Annotated in this window: 23 protein-coding genes and 1 pseudogene; 5 read left to right on the plus strand and 19 right to left on the minus strand. The window is 65.1% G+C overall.

Going from position 1 to position 23,638, the window contains the following annotated elements; genetic code table 11:
* Positions 1-179: 179 nt before the first annotated feature.
* Both ACVWZM_RS43335 and ACVWZM_RS43340 read left to right on the plus strand, forming a co-directional pair.
* Positions 180-1,319, plus strand: a complete 1,140-nt coding sequence (locus ACVWZM_RS43335; RefSeq protein WP_456856318.1) for a hypothetical protein — start codon at positions 180-182, stop codon at positions 1,317-1,319.
* Positions 1,320-1,468: 149 nt separating this feature from the next.
* Positions 1,469-2,695 (plus strand): ABC transporter substrate-binding protein, encoded by a 1,227-nt coding sequence (locus tag ACVWZM_RS43340; RefSeq protein ID WP_456856320.1) that lies wholly within the window; start codon positions 1,469-1,471, stop codon positions 2,693-2,695.
* Between the two features lie 124 nt (positions 2,696-2,819).
* On the opposite strand, the gene ACVWZM_RS43345 is transcribed toward ACVWZM_RS43340, so the two are convergent.
* The 4 genes from ACVWZM_RS43345 to ACVWZM_RS43360 form a co-directional block, all read right to left on the minus strand.
* Positions 2,820-3,389: a DUF2147 domain-containing protein gene (locus tag ACVWZM_RS43345; protein ID WP_057019861.1), complete on the minus strand. Its 570-nt coding sequence runs from the start codon at positions 3,387-3,389 to the stop codon at positions 2,820-2,822.
* Positions 3,390-3,440: 51 nt separating this feature from the next.
* Entirely contained in the window at positions 3,441-4,103 is a 663-nt protein-coding gene (locus ACVWZM_RS43350) for a DUF3313 domain-containing protein (RefSeq protein WP_057019860.1), read from the minus strand.
* Positions 4,104-4,496: 393 nt separating this feature from the next.
* Positions 4,497-5,171 carry a TetR/AcrR family transcriptional regulator gene (locus tag ACVWZM_RS43355; protein WP_456856322.1) on the minus strand — a complete coding sequence of 225 codons (675 nt, stop codon included), beginning with the start codon at positions 5,169-5,171 and terminating at the stop codon, positions 4,497-4,499.
* A 158-nt stretch (positions 5,172-5,329) separates the two neighbouring features.
* Positions 5,330-5,590 carry a hypothetical protein gene (locus ACVWZM_RS43360; protein WP_225159099.1) on the minus strand — a complete coding sequence of 87 codons (261 nt, stop codon included), beginning with the start codon at positions 5,588-5,590 and terminating at the stop codon, positions 5,330-5,332.
* 193 nt (positions 5,591-5,783) lie between these two features.
* Here ACVWZM_RS43360 and ACVWZM_RS43365 point away from each other — a divergent pair, with 193 nt between their 5' ends.
* The gene (locus tag ACVWZM_RS43365; RefSeq protein ID WP_456856324.1) at positions 5,784-6,176 is read left to right on the plus strand and encodes a nuclear transport factor 2 family protein; all 393 of its coding nucleotides are present in this window, start codon (positions 5,784-5,786) and stop codon (positions 6,174-6,176) included.
* Positions 6,177-6,209: 33 nt separating this feature from the next.
* Here ACVWZM_RS43365 and ACVWZM_RS43370 read toward each other — a convergent pair whose 3' ends face one another.
* From ACVWZM_RS43370 to ACVWZM_RS43410, 9 genes and pseudogenes are all read right to left on the minus strand, one after another.
* Positions 6,210-7,457: an MFS transporter gene (locus tag ACVWZM_RS43370; protein ID WP_057019856.1), complete on the minus strand. Its 1,248-nt coding sequence runs from the start codon at positions 7,455-7,457 to the stop codon at positions 6,210-6,212.
* Entirely contained in the window at positions 7,454-8,836 is a 1,383-nt protein-coding gene (gene der, locus ACVWZM_RS43375) for a ribosome biogenesis GTPase Der (protein ID WP_456856325.1), read from the minus strand. The genes ACVWZM_RS43370 and der overlap by 4 nt, the downstream gene beginning before the upstream one ends.
* Positions 8,837-9,049: 213 nt before the next feature.
* Complete coding sequence (locus ACVWZM_RS43380; protein WP_076831906.1) at positions 9,050-9,607, minus strand: hypothetical protein; 558 nt, start codon at positions 9,605-9,607, stop codon at positions 9,050-9,052.
* Between the two features lie 37 nt (positions 9,608-9,644).
* Positions 9,645-10,302 (minus strand): annotated as a pseudogene (locus ACVWZM_RS43385) (tetratricopeptide repeat protein).
* 268 nt (positions 10,303-10,570) lie between these two features.
* Positions 10,571-12,169, minus strand: coding sequence for a class I adenylate-forming enzyme family protein (locus ACVWZM_RS43390; protein WP_456856327.1), 1,599 nt, complete (start codon positions 12,167-12,169; stop codon positions 10,571-10,573).
* A 10-nt stretch (positions 12,170-12,179) separates the two neighbouring features.
* Positions 12,180-13,001, minus strand: coding sequence for a 3-methyl-2-oxobutanoate hydroxymethyltransferase (gene panB, locus ACVWZM_RS43395; protein WP_018271260.1), 822 nt, complete (start codon positions 12,999-13,001; stop codon positions 12,180-12,182).
* Positions 13,002-13,003: 2 nt separating this feature from the next.
* A complete protein-coding gene (locus ACVWZM_RS43400; protein WP_057019851.1) occupies positions 13,004-13,588 on the minus strand; it encodes an NnrU family protein in 585 nt (194 codons plus the stop codon).
* Positions 13,589-13,781: 193 nt separating this feature from the next.
* Positions 13,782-14,393, minus strand: coding sequence for a hypothetical protein (locus ACVWZM_RS43405; protein WP_225159105.1), 612 nt, complete (start codon positions 14,391-14,393; stop codon positions 13,782-13,784).
* Between the two features lie 99 nt (positions 14,394-14,492).
* Positions 14,493-15,179, minus strand: a complete 687-nt coding sequence (locus ACVWZM_RS43410) for a TetR/AcrR family transcriptional regulator (RefSeq protein WP_168855622.1) — start codon at positions 15,177-15,179, stop codon at positions 14,493-14,495.
* 79 nt (positions 15,180-15,258) lie between these two features.
* Between ACVWZM_RS43410 and ACVWZM_RS43415 the strand changes: the two genes are divergently transcribed.
* Positions 15,259-16,404 carry an FAD-dependent oxidoreductase gene (locus tag ACVWZM_RS43415; RefSeq protein ID WP_456856329.1) on the plus strand — a complete coding sequence of 382 codons (1,146 nt, stop codon included), beginning with the start codon at positions 15,259-15,261 and terminating at the stop codon, positions 16,402-16,404.
* A 63-nt stretch (positions 16,405-16,467) separates the two neighbouring features.
* Here the strand turns inward: ACVWZM_RS43415 and ACVWZM_RS43420 are convergent, their stop codons facing one another.
* Complete coding sequence (locus ACVWZM_RS43420) at positions 16,468-18,087, minus strand: peptide chain release factor 3 (protein ID WP_028335130.1); 1,620 nt, start codon at positions 18,085-18,087, stop codon at positions 16,468-16,470.
* 153 nt (positions 18,088-18,240) lie between these two features.
* Here ACVWZM_RS43420 and sugE point away from each other — a divergent pair, with 153 nt between their 5' ends.
* Entirely contained in the window at positions 18,241-18,555 is a 315-nt protein-coding gene (sugE, locus tag ACVWZM_RS43425) for a quaternary ammonium compound efflux SMR transporter SugE (RefSeq protein WP_016839884.1), read from the plus strand.
* A 60-nt stretch (positions 18,556-18,615) separates the two neighbouring features.
* On the opposite strand, the gene ACVWZM_RS43430 is transcribed toward sugE, so the two are convergent.
* From ACVWZM_RS43430 to ACVWZM_RS43450, 5 genes are all read right to left on the minus strand, one after another.
* Positions 18,616-19,620 carry an inorganic phosphate transporter gene (locus ACVWZM_RS43430; RefSeq protein ID WP_057019847.1) on the minus strand — a complete coding sequence of 335 codons (1,005 nt, stop codon included), beginning with the start codon at positions 19,618-19,620 and terminating at the stop codon, positions 18,616-18,618.
* A 99-nt stretch (positions 19,621-19,719) separates the two neighbouring features.
* Complete coding sequence (locus ACVWZM_RS43435) at positions 19,720-20,364, minus strand: DUF47 domain-containing protein (protein WP_092088306.1); 645 nt, start codon at positions 20,362-20,364, stop codon at positions 19,720-19,722.
* Between the two features lie 145 nt (positions 20,365-20,509).
* Complete coding sequence (locus tag ACVWZM_RS43440; RefSeq protein WP_057019845.1) at positions 20,510-21,478, minus strand: branched-chain amino acid ABC transporter permease; 969 nt, start codon at positions 21,476-21,478, stop codon at positions 20,510-20,512.
* A 1-nt stretch (position 21,479) separates the two neighbouring features.
* Positions 21,480-22,343, minus strand: a complete 864-nt coding sequence (locus tag ACVWZM_RS43445; RefSeq protein ID WP_016839880.1) for a branched-chain amino acid ABC transporter permease — start codon at positions 22,341-22,343, stop codon at positions 21,480-21,482.
* Between the two features lie 64 nt (positions 22,344-22,407).
* Entirely contained in the window at positions 22,408-23,637 is a 1,230-nt protein-coding gene (locus ACVWZM_RS43450) for an ABC transporter substrate-binding protein (protein WP_456856331.1), read from the minus strand.
* Between the last annotated feature and the right edge of the window lies 1 nt (position 23,638).

Raw genomic sequence — 23,638 nt, forward strand, 5'->3', positions numbered from 1 at the left:
CGTAGCCCGGATGGAGCGAAGCGCAATCCGGGATAATCTCTACGCGGAGAAACCGGCCCCGGATTTCGCTTCGCTCCATCCGGGCTACGCACCTCCTTGCGATTGACTCGCTCGCATCCCCACGATTGACTACGCTTCCCAGCGGGACGACCGCCAAGAAAAATCTCGGGAGGCAACCAATGACGCCGACGTTCAATCGCGCGCGCTCCATTCTGTCCGGATTGTTTCTCTCCGCCTGCATCGCATCATCAGCCCTCTTCGCTACACCGACCCCCGCGAAAGCCGGCGACATCCCGACCTTCACCGTGGATGCATCATGGCCAAAGCCGCTGCCGAACAACTGGATCCTCGGCCAGGTCGGCGGCATCACGGTGGATTGGCAGGGCCACATCTGGATGATTCACCGGCCGCGCTCGCTGACCGACGACGAGAAGGGCGCGAGCCTCAATCCGCCCCGCTCGAAATGCTGCGTCTCGGCGCCGCCGGTGCTCGAATTCGACGCTGACGGCAATCTGCTGCGGTCCTGGGGCGGTCCGGGTGACGGCTATGAGTGGGTTGGCCGCGAGCACGGTATCGAGGTCGACGAGCGCGGCTTCGTCTGGATCGGCGGCAACGCCGACAATGACAATGCGATCCTCACGTTCACCCTCGACGGCAAGTTCGTCGCGCAGATCGGCTCGATCGCACCGAGCAAGGGCAGCAACGACACCACCCAGCTCGGCAAGCCCGCCGAGACCGCGATCGACAAGGAGGCCAACGAGATCTACGTCGCCGACGGTTACGGCAACCGGCGCGTCATCGTGTTCGATGCCACCACCGGCGCCTACAAGCGGCACTGGGGCGCCTATGGCAACAAGCCCGACGACGCCAAGCAGCCACCCTACGATCCGAAGGCGCAGGTCGCGCAGCAGTTCGGCAATCCCGTGCACTGCGTGAAGATCGCCGATGACGGACTGGTCTATGTCTGCGACCGCATCAACAACCGCATCCAGGTGTTCAGGAAGGACGGCAGCTTCGTGAAGGAGTTCTTCTTCGAGAAGAGCACGCTCGGCAACGGCGCGGTGTGGGACATCGCGCTGTGGCCCGATCCCAAGCAGACCTACCTGCTCTCCGCCGACGGCGAGAACAACGAGATCCGCATCATCAGGCGTGACGACGGCGCGGTGGTCGGCAGCTTCGGCCGCAACGGCCGCAACGCCGGGCAGTTCCACTGGGTGCACGCGCTCGCGGTCGACGCCAGGGGCAACGTCTATACCGCCGAGGTCGACACCGGAAAGCGGATCCAGAAATTCAAGCTGACCTCCGACGCGCTCAAGTAAGGGTTTCACCGGATGACGCTTCGACGCAGGCCCACCCGGCTTTAGGCGGATTGCCGCCTCCCCCCGGAAAGGGTAAGCGGGAACCTGAGCGACCGGCAAAAAGGCTCCGCAAGAGGGCTGCCCGGGCTTTAGACAGTGGAGGGAATTTCATGACAATGACGTTTGCGCGGCGCTGCGCCGCGCTTCTTGCTTGCGCCGCACTCGGCCTTTCAACTTCTGCGTTCGCGCAGGACAAGACCGTCAAGATCGGCGTGCTCAACGATATGTCGAGCCTCTATGCCGACATCGGCGGCCCGAACTCCGTGGTCGCGATCAAGATGGCCGTGGAGGATTCCGGCCTGCTCAAGAAGGGCTGGAAGATCGACGTCCTCAGTGGCGACCACCAGAACAAGCCCGACGTCGGCGTCAACATCGCTCGGCAATGGGTCGACAACGAGAAGGTCGATGCGATCGCCGACACGCCGAACTCCGGCGTGGCGCTTGCGGTCAACAATCTCGTCAAGGAAAAGAACATCGTCCTGCTGAATTCGGGCGCGGCGACCGCCGACCTCACCGGCAAGGCCTGCACGCCGAACACGATTTCATATACCTACGACACCTACATGCTGGCCAACGGCACCGGCAAGGCCCTGACGAAGGCCGGCGGCGACACCTGGTTCTTCCTGACGGCCGATTATGCATTCGGCCACGCGCTCGAGCGCGACACCACCGCGGTCGTCAACGCCAATGGCGGCAAGGTGCTCGGAAGCGTTAAGCATCCGATCAACACCGCCGATTTCTCCTCGTTCCTGCTGCAGGCACAATCGTCCAAGGCCAAGGTGGTCGGCCTCGCCAATGCCGGCGGCGACACCACCAACGCGATCAAGCAGGCGGCCGAATTCGGCATCGTTTCCGGCGGCCAAAAGCTCGCGGCGCTGCTGCTGTTCATCAACGACGTGCATTCGCTCGGGTTGAAGACCGCGCAAGGCCTGACGTTCACGGAATCGTTCTATTGGGACATGAACGATCAGACCCGCGCCTGGTCGAAGCGGTTCTCTGCTTTGGCCAGCAAGAACGCGATGCCGTCGATGACCCAGGCCGGCAACTACGCGATGGTGCTGCACTATCTCAAGGCGATGGAAGCGCTTGGCGGCAATCCGCATGACGGCGCCAAGGTCGTCGCCAAGATGAAGGAATTGCCGACCGACGATCCGCTGTTCGGCAAGGGCCCGCTGCGCGCCGACGGCCGGCGCCTGATTCCGGCCTATCTGTTCGAGGTGAAGAAGCCCGAAGAGTCCCAATATCCCTGGGACTATTACAAGCTGATCGCCACGATCGCGCCGGAGGACGCCGCAAAGCCGCTTGAGGCCAGCGACTGTCCGCTGCTGAAGAAGTGACCGCGTAGCGGTCATTCCGGGGCGCGCAACGCGCGAACCTCAGATGCGCAATTGCGCATCGGGGAATCTCGAGATTCCGGGGTTCGATGCTACGCATCGCCCCGGAATGACTTTTTGCACCTTCTTACTTCGCCGCCGACTTCGCCTTGACGGGCGGCGGCAGCGATGCCCATTCCCTGTCGGCGCGCGGGCCGCCGACGTCGCCGGTCAGGCCGACGAGCTGGCCCGGCTGCACGTCCAGCGTCTGCGTCCAGGTCTGGGTCTGGCACAGCAGCTTGAGCAGGCATCCCTTGAGCTTCAGCCGGTCGGACTTGTCGCGCCACAGCGAGACCGCATAGGACTTGCCGTCCTCGGCGTTGTAGATGTCGCCGTCGAACCTGCCCTCCGGCGTCAGCTTCAATCCGAGGATCAGCTGATGGCCGAGCAGCGCACGCGTCCGCTTGTCGGGTTCGGGATTGAAGCTGTCGCGGAGCGGCTGGCCGTGTGAATCGAGCGGATCCTTCATCCACACGATGAAGCCGCAGATGCGGTCATGCGCAGGGCCGCAGCGCTCGAGGCGGATGCGTGCGCGGCCGTCTTCGGTCAGCCAGGTGCCGCTGGGATCGGCTGGGGCAATCGTCTCGGCGCGGCCGGTCGAGCTCATCAGCAAGGCAGCGACGAGGCTGCGCAGAAACATGCGAACCAGAAAGTTCATGGTAAAGGACCTTTCAGCGTCGGGATGGTTTGCGGACGCGCGCGGCGCGTGTCACTTCAATTGCGCCATGAAGGCATCGGCACCCTTGTCGATGCCGGCGGTGGCCGCGGCGAGATCGCCGACGCTGGCCTTGATGTCGTAGGCATTGGGATATTGCTTGCTGACATAGGCGCCGAGCAGCCGCGAGGTCGAGCTGTCGAACATCTCGACGGCATAGATGACGGAGCCGGTCATCGTGCCCTCGCCGTCGCGCGCGGCCTGCACGCCGTTGTAGACCGCGCCCGCCAGATCAAAACGCGACAGCGTGCCGAGCACCGGCGTGTTGGCGACCGCGCCGGTCAGCGTCAGCCGCAGGCGGAACGTGTTCGGCCCGCGCGCGTTCACCAGCGTGAAGCGGCCGCGCAGCTTGTCGGCGAAGCGGGTCTGCATGTAGGCAGCGAGCGTCTGCTTGTCCTTCTCGGACATGTCGCCGAACTGATGATCCGCGCCGCGATAGATCACGACCGGATCGATCATTACCTTGTTGTAGCTCCGCCAGTCGACCGGCGGCGCATAGCGATACGGCACACGTCCCGAAGAATCGGACGTGTCCGGCGTCATGTAGGCCGACGATGCCACCTCCGAATAGGCCACCGGCGTGACGGCGGCACATCCTCCCGCGAGGACGCAAAGCGCCATCGCTCCCAGACCGCGCGCGGCGATCGAGCTCTCCATTCCAATCTCCTCATCCGACCTGGGCGGAAGAGCAGCTCGGCCGCAGCCGCGTCCGGGGCTAAATAGTACGGCTGCGGCCGTCACTGCCGGTCTGGCTCGCCGTCGCGGGGCGCCGCCAGACCTTGCCTCAGTGCGATCAACTATAAAACCGACCAGTTGGTTTGTACAATTGCAATCGCAGGAGACGCGTCGGAAAAATGCGGTGGTCGAAATGTCGTGTTGGCTGGCGAGGCGGCTTCGCGAATGGCGGCGCGCGTTGTCACAAAACCCGCGACATCTCGTGTGGTACGGCAGAAATCGCCGGGGGATTTCAGGGGCCCGGTGCCGATCCAACGCCGCCAAGCGATCCATATTCCGCTTGGGCGGCGTTGTGCTTTCGGCGGCGCCGGGAATTCAGCGGCGCTTGCGCGCCGATGCGGGCTTTGCCGCGCGCGCGCCGGCCGGAGGCGAAGATGCCGTGCGCGCCGCCGTCGTCTTGGCTGGCTTTGCTGCTTCCGACGCGCCCTGCTCCATCGCGGTCCACTTGCTGTCGTCGAGCAAGCGCTCGAACAGGCGATCGCGCTCGGCCTCGGTCAGCGACAACATGCCGAACAACGAACTGAGCAGCAGCCCCCGCGCCGCCGCCCAGCGCAGCAGCGCGAGATCCGGATCCCTCGCCTCGGCCTTCATCAGCGCGACCTTCTTGATGTCGACATCGCGCGGCATCGCCATCAATTCGGGGTTCTCGTTCATCGCCGCCAACAGTGCGAACGCCCCTGCCCGCGGCGTTGAGATCGCCTCCCGGAGCGTCGCGATCTGCGCCGACAGCTCGGGCTGGTCCGTGGTCCCGCGTACCTTTTCGATGTAGCGGTTCGAGAATTCCTCGAAATGCGCCATCTGCTGCTCGAGCAAGGCGCGCAGCACCGCTTCCTTGGTACGGAACTGATGCATCACGCCGCCCTTGCTGAGACCGCTCTCGCGCGCAATCGCGTCCAGCGTCAGGCGCCCCGGACCATCGCGCGTCACGATGGTGATCGCGGCGTCGAGTGCGGCGTTGCGGGAGCGTTCCGAACGGGAAGGATTATCCATGGTGTACTCAGGAAGGAGTCGCTTGAGATCACAGTATCTCAGTGGCTTCGGTCAATCTCAAGCGCTGCGAGGCAGCGCGAACGGCGTCCCCGGAATGGCGGTGTCGCCCTCGGAAGACGCGTCAATTTCGGGAATCGGTCTTCGACCTATCCGATCGCTCACGCGCACAAGCGAACCTTTTGCAGCAGGCCATGAAGGAAGCCGTAGGCCATTCGGCCGACGACCCGTTCCCCTCGACCGCGTGCGCGTGCGACGGCCTGCGCGTCGGCATAACTCGCCGCGACGATCGTCCCGTGCCTGCCGCCATCGAGTTTCAGGTCGGTCAGGTAGACAAGGCCGCGCGACGTCAGCAGCGCCGCCTGCGCGGCGCTGAAGCGGGTCAATTCATCGCAGATATCAACGGCCTCGTCGGTCACCATGCTGCTCCTGGCAGCGCGCCCCGGAGCGAGGCGCGTCTTCATCCGGTATCAGCTCCTATATAAACCAACCGGATGGTTTGTAAATGGACAATATGACGCAATCCGCCCGGTGCGGCCGGACACATCATCGTGTCGGATCGGCGCGCTCGCATTCGTCCTCGAAGCATCAGCCAGCATTCGGAGCACGCGAGCGATGACACAGCAGAAACAGAAAGCGGAAACCGAAATCAGGGCGCTCATCGACGCCTGGACGGACGCCGTCCGCAGACGCGACTATCCCGGCATTTTCGCCCATCACGATCCGGACATCGTGATGTTCGACGTTCCCCCGCCATTTCAGTCACGCGGATTGGACGAATACCGGAAGACGTGGGACTTGTTCTTCAGGTATCATCGCCCCTCCTACGCCTTCGATATCGAGGAGATCGCGATCACGGCCGGCGATGATGTGGCCTTCGCGGTCGCGGTGATGCGGTGCGGGCCACCTGATGCCACGTTCCAGTTCAGGCTGACGATCGGATTGCGCAAGGTCGACGGCGAGTGGCGCGTCACGCACGAGCACCATTCGGTGCCGGCGACGGAATAGAGCGTCTCGTGGTGGATCCGTCGGCGGCCCGCCCTACGCTCTCTTTGCCGCCGTCGTGCGCCAGGCGATGGCGAGCGCGAGCAGCAGCAGCGCGCCGGCCAGATAGAACGGCGCGCCGGGCATCTTCACCGGCACGGTATCGCCGATGAAATACGCAAACGTCAGCGTGAACAGGAACGGGCCGATCAATTCCGACATGCTCTGCACGCTTGAAGTCGCGCCCTGCAACTGGCCCTGTTGATCGGCGGCGACGAGCTGCGTCGTCAGCGCCTGCGTCGCAGCGCCCGAGAGGCCCCACAGCGCCATCACGGGAATGCCGATCCAGAACAGCTGGCCGGTCGGCGCGGCGCCGAAGATCACGAAGCCCAAGGCGCCGCAGACGAGGCCGAGGAACAGCGCGTTGCGCTCGCCGAGGCGCTGCACGATCGGGCCGATCGCCGCGCCCTGCACGATCATGCCGCAGAGCCCGACCAGCGCCAGCGTCGCGCCGACGGTGCCGGTGTCCCAGCCATAGCGATAGGTGGCGTAGAGCACGAACACCGAGGGCAGCACGACATGCGCGAGCTGGCCGAAGAACGTCGCCAGCGACAGGCCGGCGAGCGTCCGGTTCGAGCGCAGGAAATGCAGCGCGCCGATTGGATTGGCGCTCTTCCATTTGAACGGCGCGCGCCGCTCCACGGGCAGCGATTCCGGCAGGATGAACAGGCCATACAGCCCGTTGACGAAGCTCAAACCCGCCGCCGCCCAGAACGGCAGCCGCGGATCGATCTCGCCGAGCAGGCCGCCCAGCGCCGGTCCGAGGATGAAGCCAGCGCCGAAGGCGACGCCAATCTTGCCGAACATCGCGGCGCGCTGCTCCGGCGCGGTGACGTCGGCGATATAAGCGAACACGGTCGAGATGCTCGACGAGGTGATGCCCGAGATCGCCCGCCCGATGAACAGCCAGATCAGGTTCGGCGCCAGCGCCATCAGCACATAGTCGGCGGCAAGGCCGAAATTCGACAGCAGCACCACCGGCCGGCGGCCGAAGCGATCGGACAGCGCGCCGAGGATCGGCGAGCAGACGAACTGCATCAAGGCCCAGATCGAGCCGAACACGCCGAAGATGCGCGCCGCATTTGCAGTGTCGTTGTTGACGAAGCCCTCGATCAGCTTGGGCAGGATCGGGATGATGATTCCGAGCGCGAGCATGTCGAGCAGCAACGTGATGAAGATGAAGATCACCGCGCCGCTGCGCGGTTGCGCTACAGCAACCGTGTCGCCCTCCGACCTTTCGCTCACGACGGGCGTTTGCGCTTGTGGGCGAACGGATTGGCCTTCTCGCGCAGCGTGATCCGGATCGGCGTGCCCGGCAGATCGAAGGTCTCGCGCAGCGAGTTGATGAGGTAGCGCAGATAGGATCGCGGGATCGCGTCGGCGCGCGAGCAGAACAGCACGAAGCTCGGCGGGCGCGCCTTCACTTGCGTGATGTAGTTCAGCTTCAGCCTGCGGCCCGAGACCGCCGGCGGCGGGTTGGTCTGGATCGCCTGCTCGAACCAGCGATTGAGCGCCGAGGTCGGCAAGCGCCGGTTCCAGACCGCATAAGCCTCCTGGATCGCCGTCATCAGGCGGTCGATGCCTTCGCCCATCAGGCCGGAGACGGCGACGATCGGGGCGCCCTTGACCTGCGGCAGCCAGTGGTCGGCATCGGTGCGCAGTTGCGAGATCTGGTTCGGCTTGCGCTCGACGAGGTCCCATTTGTTGACCGCGAGCAGGATGGCGCGGCCCTCGCGCTCGATCAGGTCGGCGATGCGCAGATCCTGCTCCTCGAACTTGTTCTGCGCGTCCATCATCATCACGACGACTTCGGCAAAGCGCACCGCGCGCAACGCGTCGGCGACCGAGAGCTTTTCCAGCTTCTCCTCGATCCGCGAGCGACGGCGCAGGCCAGCGGTGTCGAACACCCGGAACTGGCGGCCCTGCCAGGTGATCTCGACCGCGATGGAATCGCGCGTGGTGCCGGCCTCGGGGCTGGTCAGCAGCCGCTCCTCGCCGAGCAGATGGTTGATCAGCGTCGACTTGCCGGCATTGGGCCGGCCGACGATGGCAACGCGGATCGGGCGCTGCGCGGCCTCCTCCTCCGAGATGTCCTCGTCATCCTCGAGCTCGTCGTCTTCCTCCGGTGTCTCCGGCACCAGCGCGCTCAGCGCCTCGTGGAGGTCGCCCATGCCCTCGCCATGCTCGGCGGAGATCTGGACGGGATCGCCGAGCCCAAGCGCGTAGGATTCCATCGCGCCGATCTCGCCATGCTTGCCCTCGGCCTTGTTGGCGACCAGCACCACCGGCTTGTTGGCTTTTCGCGCGAAGTCGGCGAAGGCACGGTCGGTCGGCGTCAGGCCGACGCGGGCGTCGATCACGAACATCAGGGCGTCGGCGAGCTCGATCGCGGTTTCGGTCTGCTCCTGCATCCGCGCCGTCAGCGAACCCTTGGCGCCTTCGTCGAGGCCCGCGGTGTCGATGATGGTGAAGTCGAGATCGTAGAGCCTGGCCTGACCCTCGCGACGGTCACGCGTCACGCCGGGCTCGTCGTCGACCAGTGCGAGCTTCTGGCCGACCAGCCGGTTGAACAGCGTCGACTTTCCGACATTGGGCCGGCCGATAATGGCGATGGTGAAAGACATGGATCATCCAGGCGCGGTCTGTTGTCCGCGGGTCAAGGTGCTGGAAAGAACTACAGCAGGAATGGGGAGCGGTCGAAGCAAATGATGGAGCATCTTCTCCCTCTCCCCGCTCTTACGGGGAGAGGGTTGAAACTCCCCCTCACCCGGAATTCAAGCTGTGCTTGAATTCCGACCTCTCCCCGCAGGCGGGGCGAGGTGGAATCCCGCTCGCAATTAGCGTGAAAATCCGCCACTCGGTAGCGGTGCGGGGAAGGCGCCGCCGGATTGTTGCGTGGTCTGGGTCTGCTGGGCCGGCGCTGCAGGCTGCGCCTGCTGATCGTCGGCGGGTGGCGCGGTGGTGCGGCGGCGGACGATCTTCTTCGGCTTCGGCTCCGGCGGCAGCGCGGCGGGCGCGCCCTCCTCGGCTGCGGCATCGGGAGCAGCCGCCTGATCCGCGGCCGGCGCCGCCCTGCCCTTGGCGTGCTTCTTCGCGCCCTTCGGCGGCTCGGGCGGCGGGGCCGGCTGGGCGGCAGCGGCTGCCGCGGCGTTCTGCTGATCGAGCTGTTCCTGCTGCGAGCCCTTGTACAATTCCTTCGGCACACCCTGCTCGAGGCCGGGCACGCCTTCGGGGAATACCGGCTTGCGGTCGCCGGCCAGCTTCTTCTTGGTGTCAAGGAAGTCGAGCAGGTCGCTCGGATCGAAATTGGACATGCCGCCACCGCCGCACCCAGCCAGCACGCTGCAAAGCGCTGTCAGAACTGCGGCTGCGATCAGGCGTTGCGAGCGGCGCATGGTCGATCTCTCACTCAAACTCGGGTTTCGCGCCAAGTCAGCTCTTCGCGACCGGCGGCAACAAGGCCTGCAGCGCTTCGGCACGCGAGCGCAGGCTCGGCGGCGTCTCACCGTCATTGGCAATCTGGTCGAGCCACTGCCGCGCGGCGGTGGCATCGTTGGCGCGCCAGGCCGACAGCGCCAGCAGCTCGCGGGCGGAGTGACGGAACGTCGAGTCCTTCGCCGTTGCCGTGGCCTCGAGCCCGTTGCAGCATGTTCGGATAGGTGGTGGTTTCCATCGCGAGCTGCGCGGCGCGGATCCGCGCCAGGTCCTGCTCGGGACCGCCGACGCTGCGGTCGGCTGCGATCTCGTCATAGAGCTTCGCGGCAGCCGGCTGATCGCGGGTCGCGACCTCGGCGGCCATGCGCAGCCGCGCCAGATTGTGGTAGCCGGACGGTGCCTTGGTGATGAGAGCGGCGAACGCAGCCTCGGCCTCGGCGTGCTTGTTCTGATCGGACAATTCGACGGCACGGTCGAACGCCGCACCGGCCTCGGCGGCCTTCTTGGCCTCAAGATACTGGTAGCCGCGCCAGCCACCGACGCCCGCAACGATCAGGATCGCCAGGGCGATGATAAAGAGCGAGTACTTGTCCCACAGCTTCTTGAGCTGATCGCGACGGACTTCCTCGTCGACTTCGTCAAATAATTCAGACACTTAAGGCTATCCCATCCCCTCGGGACCGCTGCTATCGGTGGGGCCCAGCCCTACCCGATCCCCACATCGCGGCGGCGTTACCCTAATGGTGTGGCGGAGGCAAGGCAAAGCGAGGCGGATCAAAGCGTTAACGGGGGACGTTTGCGACTTGCCGCAACAGGCCCCCAGCCCGCGCTGCACGTGCCGACCTAAGAGCGAGCTTCGCTCGTCTCGACCCCCGCAAGCGGGAGAGGTCGACCGAATTCGCGGATGGTACGTCCACGCCTCGCTAGGTGCCTATCGCGGACAGGCTCTCCCTGATCTGGCGCTTGATCACCTTGCCGTTGGCGTTGCGCGGCAGCGGCTCTGATGTCAGCGCCATGGTCTCCGGCACCTTGTAGTCGGAGAGCCGCTCGGCGCACCAGGCGCGCAGGCTCTCCGCATTCACGTCCGTGCGGGTCACGATCACGGCGTGCACGCGCTCGCCGAGCACCGGGCACGGCTTGGCGATGATCGCGCTCTCGACCACGGCGGGATGGCCGGCCAGGACAGACTCGACCTCGGCGGAATAGATCTTCAGGCCGCCGCGATTGATCATGTCCTTCTGGCGATCGAACACGTGGACGAAGTTTGCCGCGTCGATCGAACCGAGATCGCCGGAATGCCAGAAGCCGGCGGTGAAACTCTCCATGGTCGCCTTCGGATTGTTCCAGTAGCCCTTGATGACCGAGGCGCTGCGGATCCAGAGCTCGCCGATCTCGCCGCGCGGCAGTTCGCGGCCGTCAGCGCCCATCACGATGATCTCGGCGCCGGGGCACGGCAGGCCGACGCTGTCGATATGGGCGGCGGTCAGTTCGCCCGGCATCAGCGTCGAGGGCGACGTGGTCTCGGTCGCGCCGTAGCAATTCGCAAGCTTCAGCCCGGGAATCTTGGCGTCGAGTTTTTCGATGGTCGCGACCGGCATCGGCGCGCCGCCGAAGCCGCCGATCCGCCAGCTCGACAGATCGTAGCTGTCGAAGTCCGGCTGCATCAGGCAGAGATTGTACATCGCCGGCACCATCACCGTGTAGCTGACGCGCTCGCGCGCCGCGACCTTCAGATATTCCGAGGCCTTGAACTCCGGCATGATGATCAGCGCGCCGGCGCAGCGTGCCATGGTGGTGATGTTGGCGACCGCGCCGGTAACATGCGCGAGCGGCACCGCGGCGATCGAGCGATCCGACTTGGTCAGCTTCAGGCACGACACGAACACCATCGAGGAGTGGATGATGTTGCAATGGGCGAGCATGGCGCCCTTCGGCCGGCCCGTGGTGCCCGAGGTGTAGAGGATCATCGCGGTGTCCTCTTCCCTCACCTCCGCCGGCGCCTGGGCCGCAGCGTTGTCGGCGAGACCAGCGAATTGCGATGCGCCGTCATCGCTGACCGAGATGCGATGCTTGAGGCCGGGAACGTCGGCCGCATCAGGGATGCGGTCGGCAAGCGTGGCCTCATGGACCAGCAGCGTCGCGCCGCAATCGTTCAGCACATAGGCGATCTCGGGCTTCTGCTGGCGCGTCGAGAGCAGCACCGTGACCAACCCGGCATGCGCGGCGGCGAACATCGTCAGCACGAACTCGATGCGGTTGCCGAGCAGGATCGCGACGCGGTCGCCGGGCGCAAGGCCGAGTCTTGCAAAGCCCGCCGCGACCTTGGCCGATTTCTCCGCGACCTCGCGCCAGCTCAGGCGCGTCGCGCCGCAGACCAGCGCCTCGCCGTCGCCGTTCTGCGCAACGGCGTCCGCGATCATCGCCCAAAGGCTGCCGGGCCGCTCCGGGAAAGCCGGCACGACGCGGTCGCCGAACCGCGGCTCGAGCCGCATCGGCGGAATTGCGTGCTGCGACCAGTCCATGCGCGCCCGGTCAGCTCTTCTTCATGCCGTAGACGTGCTCCGGCCCCGGGAAGGCGCGGCTCTTCACGTCGCGCGCATAGCCGGCGATCGCCTCCTCGATCATCGGCCCGAGATTGCCATAGCGGCGCACGAATTTCGGCGCCCGCGGCGACAGGCCGAGCATGTCCTCCAGCACCAGCACCTGGCCGTCGCAGGCAGCGCTGGCGCCGATGCCGATGGTCGGCACGGCGATCGACTGCGTGATCTTGCGCGCCAGCGGCTCGGCGACCGCCTCGACCACGATCGAGAACGCGCCCGCCTCCGCGATCGCCCTGGCGTCGTTCTCGATCGGCGCCCAGTTCTCTTCCTCGCGGCCCTGCGCGCGGAACGAGCCAAGCGTGTTGATCGACTGCGGCGTCAGACCGATATGGCCCATCACCGGAATGCCGCGCTCGGACAGGAACGCCACCGTCTCCGCCATCCGCGCGCCGCCCTCGAGCTTGACCGCGCCGCACAGGGTCTCCTTCATGATCCGCACCGCGGATTGAAACGCCTGCTCCTTCGAACCCTCATAGGAGCCGAACGGCATGTCCACCACGACGAGCGCAGCTTGCGAGCCGCGCATCACCGCGCGGCCTTGCAGGATCATCATGTCGAGCGTGACCGGCACGGTGGTCTCGAAGCCATGCATGACGTTGCCGAGGGAATCGCCGACCAGGATGGCGTCGCAATGACGGTCGACCAGCGCCGCGGTGTGCGCATGATAGGACGTCAGCATCACGATCGGCTCGCCGTTCTTGCGGGCGCGCAGATCGGGCGCGGTCTTGCGCTTGATGGCGGATTGAACAGACATAGTCAGGCTCCCATGACAGGCACGCCGATCACGACCGGGTGGAACGCAAACGCCAGCGCCAGATAGACGATGACACCGACCGCGATCGCGATCAGGTCGTTGGTTGGGCCGCCCACCGGAATCGGCGGCGCGCCAGCATCCGTGCGGCGCTTCAGCGAGATGCGGTCATAGACCGCCCAGCCGAGAAACGAGCCGAACAGGATGATCGAGCCGAGGTCGCCGTTGGCGAGCAGATGCGCGAACGCCCACAGCTTCACGCCGGCGAGCATCGGATGCTTCAGCGTGGTGTAGATGCGGCCGCGGATATAGGAGGCGACGACGAGGATGACGGCGGGCAGCATCAGCGCGACCGTGATGTGCTTGAGCGCCGTCGGCGGGGTCCAGACGTCGATCCATCCGCTCGCGCGATAATGCGCAAAGCCCCAGATGATCAGCACGAGCCCGGCCGCGGAGGCGAGCGAATAGGCGATCTTGTAGCCGCCCTCGCCCATCGCCTTGATCAGGCCGGCGCGCATCTCGCGCAGGCTTGACAGCACATGGACGCCGAGGAACAGCACGAGACCCAGGATCATGACGAGCAGTCCCACGATGTTCCTCCCCTGATCGAACTAATGCCTTCGCGTATCACCTTCGCCGGGCGGGTGGCAATGCGTCACGCCACGACTCCGTCATTCCGGGATGGCCCGCAGGGCCGGACCCGGAATCTCGAGGTTGCCGGGCGCGCAAGCCAATCCCGGGATTCCGGGTTCGCGCTTCCAGCGCGCCCCGGAATGACGTGTCTCACGGCTTGTTGGCCGATTTGGCCAGCTCCCGGTTGTCGACATAGCGGATCATGATCGGCCGGCCGGCCAGCGCGCCGCCCAATCCGCCGGTGAATTTCAGCGGCAGGCAGGCATCCAGCGAGGCGTTGATCGCATTGAGGTAGGTGGTGCGGGTGTCGGCCGGGATGCCCCGCGTCGAAAACGTCAGGCGCGGCGCGCCGATCATCTCGCCCGATCGTTTGAAGCTGAATCGCACCGACATCTGCATGCCCGCGCGCGCGTCGTCCGGCGGTGGCGGCGCCCAGCAGGCGCGCAGCGCGGCGAACAGATCGCCGATGGTATTGAGATCATGATCCGGCTTGCGGTACTTCTCGGCCTGATCCTGCGGTGGCACGGTCAGGATCGTGAGCTGGAGATTTTCGCCGTACGGATAATCCATCTCGGGCAGGCATGGCCCGTGGTTGAACACGCTGCAATAGGACGGGATGCAAGGCCCTTCGTCGAGCACGCTGCAAGGCGTGTGTGCGAAGGGCGCCGGGTTGGTTTGTTGCCGCTGCTGCGCAGAGGCCGCGCTCGCGAGCGCAAAGGCCGGCACGGCAAAAGCGAGGCAGATGGCGACGCGTCGGAGCATGCAGGCGGACCCGGATTGCACTCCGGAGAAAATGGGTCCGCGGCCGGACCGCATCAAGCGGGGCGGCGTTCAATTCCTCGCGCTTGTCAATACTAAAACCTAGGTTCGGCCGGTTCGTGTCCCCTTGATACCGGCGAGGATGAGATCGATGCCGGCGAGATAGTCGACACGGTCGTCGTGGTCCCGCATCGCGCCGGCCACGCTGCGTGCAAACGGGTAGTCGCTTGCGTCGAGCGCGGACCAGTCGGTCGCCACCGCATCCAGGAAGCTCGATCGGTCCAGGCCATGCGTCCGCGCGAACTGCGCGTTGGCTGCGTTCTGGCCACCGACGCCAAGGATGTAGTTCAGCAGGACCGAGACGATCGTCCACTGCGTGTCGGCAGCCACGCCAAGCGCGCGAACCTGCTGGCCGATGCATTCCAGAACGCGCACGGTCGGCAACTGCCCGGCAGCACGGATCAGCGCTGTTCCGACCCACGCATGCGCCTCCATTGCGTCGAACATGCCGAGCGCAAGGGCGCGAATGGTGGCCTTCGGCGATCCGCTGACCGCGTGCGCATCCACCATACGCGCGACAATGGCGTCGCAGGCGGCGACCAGCAGATCACTCTTGTTGGCGATATGCCAGTAGATCGCGCCGGGACCGGTCGCGAGCCGTTCGGACAGGGCGCGGAACGTCAGACCGTCCTCGCCGCTTTCGTCCAGGAGCTCGATCGAAGCCTCGATGATGCGATCCCGCGAGAGCGAGTCCTCGCGTCGCTGGCTGCTGCGCGCCTTCTTAACCATGCCGCATCTTGACACGTCTGGAACGGCATTCCAAGTATTGGAACGACGTTCCATAACTCTCAGCCCGGAAGGACTCCGCATGAAATCTCCCGTCACGATCGTCGGTGCCGGCCTCGGCGGCCTGACGCTTGCCCGCGTCCTCCACGTCCACGGGATCGCAGCGATCGTCTACGAAGCGGAAGCCTCCGCAGAGGTACGAACGCAGGGCGGCATGCTCGATATCCATGAGCACAACGGCCAACGCGCGCTGAAGGCCGCAGGCCTCTTTGAGGAGTTCCGCGAGCTGATCCACCCCGGCGGCCAGGAAACCCGCGCGCTCGATACCCAAGGCAATGTCCTGCTGCATCATCCGGACGACGGCACGGGCGGGCGCCCCGAGGTGCCGCGGGGCGAGCTGCGCCGGATCCTGCTCAATTCGTTGCCCGAAGGCACGGTGCGGTGGGGACACAAGGTCATAGCGGCCTCACCGCTCGGCGGCGGGCGGCATGTATTGAGCTTTGCCGACGGCACGACGGTGACGACCGACCTTCTGGTCGGGGCCGACGGTGCCTGGTCGCGCGTGCGATCGCTTCTCTCCGCAGACAAGCCGACCTATGTCGGCACTTCGTTCATCGAGACATATCTGTTCGACGCCGATGTCCGTCACCGAGCGAGCGCGGAAGCGGTTGGCGGCGGCGCGATGTTCGCGCTGGCGCCGGGAAAGGGCATCGCCGCGCATCGTGAGCCGAACGGCGTGCTGCACACCTATGTGGCGCTGACCAAGCCTGAGGAATGGTTTGCCAACCTCGACTTCTCCAACCCTGCGAGCGCCCTCGCCCGCGTCGCCGAGGAATTCGATGGCTGGGCCCGGGCGCTGACCGCGCTGATCACCGACGGCGAGACGGCGCCGGTGCTGCGCCTCATCCATGCGCTTCCGGTCGCGCATCAATGGGACCGCGTGCCCGGCGTCACGCTGCTCGGCGATGCAGCGCATCTGATGGTTCCATCGGGCGAAGGCGCCAATCTCGCAATGTATGACGGTGCCGAACTCGGCGCGGCGATCGCTGCCAACCCAGGTGACGTCGAGGCCGCGCTCGCCGCCTATGAAGAGGACCTGTTTCCCCGCAGCGCGTCCGAAGCCGCTGATGCGGCGGAACTCCTCGAGTTGTGCTACGGCGCTAACGCGCCGCAGAGCCTCATCGACTTTTTCGGCAGTCACCTCCCCGCCGAGAACCGTAGCGAGTAACGGAGAAGCCGCGGCGTACCGGGTCCCCCGCCCTCCCGGGGGACGACACCGGAGCGAGCGCCACTACGCCTTCTTCTTCACGTCCTTGACGTTGGAGAAGGTGATGCCCTCGGCGCGCTCCCGGGTGTAGCCGAGATAGAACTCGTTCTTGGCCATGAACACGGGATCACCGTCGACATCGTCGGCGATGCCGGAATTGTTGGCGGAGATGAAGGCGTCGAGCTGCTTGCGGTCGTCGGACGAGATCCAGCGCGCCAGCGAAAATTCGCTGATCTCGAACTCGACCGGCAGCGAATATTCCGCGTCGAGCCGCGCCTTCAGCACGTCGAGCTGCAGCGGGCCGACCACGCCGACCAGCGCGGGCGCGCCGTCGCGCGGGCGGAACACCTGCACGACGCCCTCCTCCGACATCTGCTGCAAGGCTTCCTTCAGCTTCTTCGCCTTCATCGCGTCGGTCAGCCGGACGCGGCGGACGATTTCCGGCGCGAAGCTCGGTACGCCGACGAAGGTCAGATCCTCGCCCTCGGTCAGGGTGTCGCCTATCCTGAGCGTGCCGTGGTTGGGAATGCCGACGACGTCGCCGGCAAAGGCCTCGTCGGCGACCGAGCGGTCCTGCGCGAAGAAGAACTGCGGGCTCGACAGGCTCATGTTCTTGCCGGTGCGTACCAGCTTGGCCTTCATGCCGCGGCTGAGCTTGCCCGAGCACAACCGGGCGAAGGCGATGCGGTCGCGGTGGTTCGGATCCATGTTGGCCTGGATCTTGAACACGAACGCGCTCATGCGCGGCTCCGATGCCTCGACCTTGCGCAAATCCGAGTCCTGCGCGCGCGGCGCCGGTGCGAACTTGCCGAGGCCTTCCAGCAGATCGCCGACGCCGAAATTGCGCAGCGCGCTGCCGAAATAGACCGGCGTCAGGTGGCCCTCGCGGAACGCAGCGAGCTCGAACGGCTTGCAGGCTTCCGAGGCCAGCGCGAGCTCGTCCTTGACCTCGGCGACGTCGAGATTGGGATTGCGCTTGCCGAGATCGGCGATGTCGATCTGCTCGGTGGCGCCGGTCTTGGCGCCGCCGCCCTCGAGCAGCCGCACGCCGCCATTGACGACGTCATAGGTGCCGAGGAAGTCGCGGCCGCGGCCGACCGGCCAGGTCATCGGCGTCGTGTCGAGCGCCAGCGTCTTCTCGATCTCGTCCAGAAGCTCGAACGTGTCGCGGCTCTCGCGGTCCATCTTGTTGATGAAGGTGATGATCGGGATGTCACGCAGCCGGCACACCTCGAACAGCTTTCGCGTGCGCGCCTCGATGCCTTTCGCCGCGTCGATCACCATCACAGCGGAATCGACCGCGGTCAGCGTGCGATAGGTATCTTCCGAAAAGTCCTCGTGGCCCGGCGTGTCCAAGAGGTTGAACACGAGGTCGTTGAACTCGAAGGTCATCACCGAGGTGACGACCGAGATGCCGCGCTCGCGCTCGATCTTCATCCAGTCCGAGCGCGTGTTGCGCCGCTCGCCCTTGGCCTTGACCTGGCCCGCGAGATTGATGGCGCCCCCGAACAGCAGCAGCTTTTCCGTCAGCGTGGTCTTGCCGGCGTCCGGGTGCGAGATGATCGCAAAGGTACGCCGTCGCGCCACTTCCTCTGAAAGCGGCGAGCGGGACGGCGATTCGGCTGAAACTGAAATGTCGGACATGGCGGGGCATTTGGCAGGGAAAACGGGCGCAATCAAGGGCGTTTTGTCGCAATGCGGAACGCCCGCACCATCCCCATATGGGCACCGGAAGGACGACCTTCTCCTCACCATACCATTCGCGGGGACGACCCTGCCTTATCTGGAGGGTTCGTGATGGCTTGGACCATTCTGTTCACCGCTGGCCTGCTCGAGATCGGCTGGGCGATCGGGCTGAAATATACCGAAGGTTTCTCGCGGCTGGTGCCGTCGGTGCTGACGCTGGCGGCGATGGCCGGCAGCGTGATCCTGCTCGGCCTCGCGCTGAAGACGCTGCCGATTGGAACCGCCTATGCGGTCTGGACCGGGATCGGCGCGGTCGGCACCGCGGCGCTCGGCATCATCCTGCTCGGCGAACCCGCGACCGCGATGCGGCTTGCCAGCATCGGACTGATCGTTGCCGGCATCGTCGGGCTGAAGCTGGTCGGCTGATTACTCCTTTTTGGGACGCGTTTTCTTAACGCGAACCGGCTTCCACTTCGCTCGAAAACGCTACTTCAGAATCTGCACCGCCCAATAGCTCGCGGCTGCGACCGCGGCCGACGCCGGGATCGTGATCACCCAGGCGTAGACGATCGAGCTCGCCACATTCCAGCGCACGGCGGAAAGCCGCCGTGCGGCGCCGACGCCGACGATGGCGCCCGTGATGGTGTGCGTGGTCGATACGGGAACCCCGAGATAGGTCGCCATGAACAGCGTCACGGCGCCGCCGGTTTCGGCGCAGAAACCCTGCATCGGCGTCAGCTTGGTGATCCGCAGCCCCATGGTGCGGACGATCCGCCAGCCGCCCATCAGGGTACCCAGCGCCATCGCGCCCTGGCAGGCCAGCACCACCCAGAACGGAATTTCGAAGGTGTCGCCGAGATGGCCCTGCGAATAGAGCAGCACGGCGATGATGCCCATGGTCTTTTGCGCGTCGTTGCCGCCATGGCCGAGCGAATAGAGCGACGCCGAGGCGAATTGCAGGATGCGGAATGCGCGATCGACCGCGAACGGCGTCGAGCGCACCGAGAGCCAGGACACGATCGCGACCAGCACCAGCGCCAGCAGGAAGCCGACCAGCGGCGACAGCACGATCGCGAGCAAGGTCTTGGAGAGCCCGCTCCACACCGCCGCCGAAATCCCCGCCTTCGCCATGCCGGCGCCGACCAGGCCGCCGATCAGCGCGTGCGAGCTCGACGACGGAATGCCCAGCGCCCAGGTGATCACGTTCCAGACGATCGCGCCGACCAATGCTGCGAAGATCACGGTCGCATCCACCACCGACGGCTCGATGATCCCGGTGCCGATCGTGTTGGCAACGTGCAGGCCGAACACCAGGAACGCGAGGAAGTTGAAGAACGCCGCCCAGAACACCGCATATTGCGGCCGCAGCACGCGGGTCGAGACGATGGTCGCGATCGAGTTCGCGGCGTCGTGCAGGCCGTTCAGGAAGTCGAACAGCAGCGCGACCGCGATCAGGATGGTCAGAATTGGAAGACCCAGCGTGGCGTCCACGTGATGCCCCACTCTATTGTGCTTTGTTGAGCATGATCGCCGCGCAAACGCTTCGCGTTTGTCGCAGGGAAAACCGCATCACACTTTTCCGGATCATGCTCAGACTTGCTCGATCACGATCGAGTTGATCTCGTTCGCCACGTCGTCGAAACGGTCGGCCACTTTCTCGAGATGGTCGTAGATCTCCGCGCCGACGATGTAGTCCATCGTGTTGGCGTCGCGGTGCTTCAGGAACAGCTCCTTGAGCCCGATATCCTGGAGATCGTCGACCCGGCCCTCGAGCTTGGTCAGTTCCTCGGTGATCTGGGTCAGCATCGAGACGTTGTGGCCGATCGACTGCAACAGGGGCAGCGCGCGGCCGACCAGATTGGCGCATTCGACGATCAGGCCACCCATCTCGCGCATCGGCGGCTCGAACTCGCGCACCTCGAACAGCATGACCGCCTTTGCGGTCGCCTGCATCTGGTCGACCGCGTCGTCCATCGAGGTGATCAGGTTCTTGATATCGCCACGATCGAACGGGGTGATGAAGGTGCGGCGAACCGCGGTCAGGACCTCGCGGGTGACGCTATCGGCGTCGTTCTCGAACTGATTGACGCGCTGGCAAAAGACCGGAGTCTCCTCCCCGCCCTTCAGCATGTCCTGCAACGCCAATGCGCATTGCACGGAGGTCTGGGCGTGTCGGGCGAACAGGTCGAAAAACCGCTCTTCCTTGGGCAGGAAGGCGCGAAACCAGCGCAGCATGTCTCAGTTCCATCATTCCGGGACAGCCCTTTTAGCGACTGTCACAGAACTGTCATAGAGCATCTGGCGGGGAAAGCATCGGGATCGACCGCCCGAGCGGGCGGTCGTCCACCGCTATGTCGGCCGAAAGTCGCCGGGACCTGCCCTACAGCGACCGCCGCAACAAATGGGCCAACTCACCGACCAGGCCACGCCGGAACAGCAGCACGCAGGCCACGAAGATCACGCCCTGGATCACCGTCACCCACTGGCCGAAACCGGCGAGATATTGCTGCATGGCGATGATCACGAAGGCGCCGACCACCGGGCCGAAGATGGTGCCGAGACCGCCGACCAGCGTCATGAGCACGATTTCACCGGACATCGACCAGTGCACGTCGGTGAGCGAGGCATTCTGCGCCACGAACACCTTCAGCGAGCCGGCAAAGCCCGCCAGCGTGCCCGACAGGATGAAGGCGAGCAGCTTGTACTGGTCGGTCTTGTAGCCAAGCGAAATCGCCCGCGGCTCGTTTTCGCGGATCGACTTCAGCACCTCGCCGAACGGCGAGTTGATGGTGCGGTAGATCAGCAGGAACCCGGCGAGGAAGCCGACCAGCACGACATAGTAAAGCACCAGCGGCTTCGAGAGATCGAAGATGCCGAGCAGGTGGCCTTGCGGAATGCCCTGGATGCCGTCTTCACCATGGGTGAACGGCGCCTGCAAATAGAGGAAGTAAAGCAGCTGCGACAGCGCCAGCGTGATCATCGAGAAATAGATGCCCTGCCGCTTGATCGAGATGTAGCCGGTGACCAAGCCGAGCAAGGCCGCGGCCGCGGTGCCGACCAGGATGCCGAGCTCCGGCGTCAGCCCCCACACCTTCAGCGCGTGGGCCGAGACGTAACCGGCGGTGCCGAGGAACATCGCGTGGCCGAATGACAGCAGGCCGCCATAGCCGATCAGGAGGTTGAAGGCGCAGGCGAGCAGCGCGAAGCACAGCGCCTGCATGACGAAGAACGGATAGATCCCCGTCCACGGCACGATCGCCAGCAGCAGCGCCATCGCGGCGAATACGATCATTTCGTCGCGCATCGCGCGCGGCGTGATCGGAAGTGTATCGTCGGTCAATGCTGACATATCAAGCCGCCCGTCCCGTCAGTCCCGTTGGCTTCACCAGCAACACCACCACCATCAGGACAAACACCACGGTGTTGGAGGCCTCGGGATAAAAATACTTGGTCAGTCCCTCGATCACGCCTAGCGCGAAGCCGGTGATGATCGAGCCCATGATCGAGCCCATGCCGCCGATCACGACCACCGCGAACACCACAATGATGAGATCGGCGCCCATCAGCGGGCGGACCTGGTTGATCGGCGCCGACAGCACGCCGGCGAGCGCGGCAAGACCGACGCCGAGCCCGTAGGTCAGCGTGATCATGCGCGGCACGTTGATGCCGAACGCGCGCACCAGCGTCGGGTTCTCGGTCGCGGCGCGCAGGTAGGCGCCGAGCTGCGTCTTCTCGATCAGGAACCAGGTCGCAAGGCACACCACGAGCGAGAAGATGACGACCCAGCCACGATAGATCGGCAGGAACATGAAGCCGAGATTGACGCCGCCCTTGAGCTGATCGGGGATCGAGTAAGGCAGGCCCGAGGAGCCGAAATAGTTCTGGAACACGCCCTGCACGATCAGCGCGATGCCGAAGGTCAGCAGCAATCCGTAGAGATGATCGAGGCCGGTCAGCCATTGCAGCATGGTCCGCTCGAGGATCATGCCGAAGATGCCGACCACGACGGGTGCGATGATCAGCGCCCACCAGTAATTGATGCCGCCCAGGTTGAGCAGGAAATACGCCACGAAGGCGCCCATCATGTAGAGCGCGCCATGCGCGAAATTGATGATGTTGAGCATGCCGAAGATGACGGCGAGCCCCAGACTGAGCAGCGCGTAGAACGAGCCGTTGATCAGTCCCACCAGAAGCTGTGCGTAGAGAGCCTGCATCGAATGAGCTTTCGCTAGATAGATGAAGCCCGCCGGCCACGCGCATGGCCGGCGGGCATGATCGTCACTTCTTCAGAAGCGCGCAGGCGCTCTTGTCGAGCGGCGTGAAGGCCTGGTTGCCCGGCACGGTGCCGACCAGCTTGTAGAAGTCCCACGGTCCCTTGGACTCCGAGGGCTTCTTCACTTCGAACAGATAGGCATCGTGGGTGACGCGGCCGTTGGCCTCGACCTCGCCCTTGCCGAACAGCGGATCGTCGGTCGGGATCGTCTTCATCTTCGCGACCACCTTGGCGCCGTCATGCGGATTGCCACCGAGCGCTTCCAGCGCCTTGAAGTAATGCATGAGGCCCGCATAGACGCCGGCCTGCACCATGGTCGGGGGCGCGCTGTTCTTCATCCGGTCCGAGAAGCGCTTGGAGAAGGCACGGGTCTTGTCGTTGAGGTCCCAGTAGAACGTCTCGGTGAAGTTGAGGCCCTGCGCGGTCTCGAGCCCGATCGCCTTGACGTCGGTGAGGAACAGCAGCAGCGCCGCGAGCTTCTGGCCGCCCTTGACGATGCCGAACTCGGCCGCCTGCTTGATGGAGTTGGTGGTGTCGCCGCCGGCATTGGCGAGGCCGATGATCTTGGCCTTGGAAGCCTGCGCCTGCAGCAGGAAGGAGGAGAAGTCAGCGGTGTTGAGCGGATGCTTGACGCCGCCGACCACCTTGCCGCCATTGGCGGTGACGACTGACGTGGTGTCGCGCTCGAGCGCGGCGCCGAACGCGTAATCGGCGGTGAGGAAGAACCAGGTGTCCCCGCCCGCCTTCACCAGCGCCTGGCCGGTGGCGTGGGCGAGCATGTAGGTGTCGTAGGTCCAGTGCACGGTATTCGGCGAGCACTGCGCGTTGGTGAGATCCGAGGTGGCGGCGCCTGAATTGATGTAGACGCCGTTCTTTTCCTTCACGACGTTGTTGACCGCGAGCGCGACGCCGGAATTCGGCACGTCGACGATGGTGTCGACCTTGTCGACGTCGAACCACTGGCGGGCGATGGTGGTGCCGATATCGGGCTTGTTCTGGTGATCGCCGGAGATCAGGTCGATGGTCCAACCCTTGGCCTTGAGGCCGGAGTCCTCGATCGCCATCTGCGCCGCCAGCGTCGAGCCGGGGCCGGCGAGATCCGCGTAGAGGCCGGACTGGTCCGACAGCGCGCCGATCTTGACCGTCTTGTCGAGCTTTTCCTGGGCGGAGGCGACGCTTGCGGCGGACAGCACCATCGCGGTGCCGAGCAAGAGCGCCGAAATCTTGTTCTTCATG

It is taken from the genome of Bradyrhizobium sp. USDA 4501 (assembly GCF_054062115.1).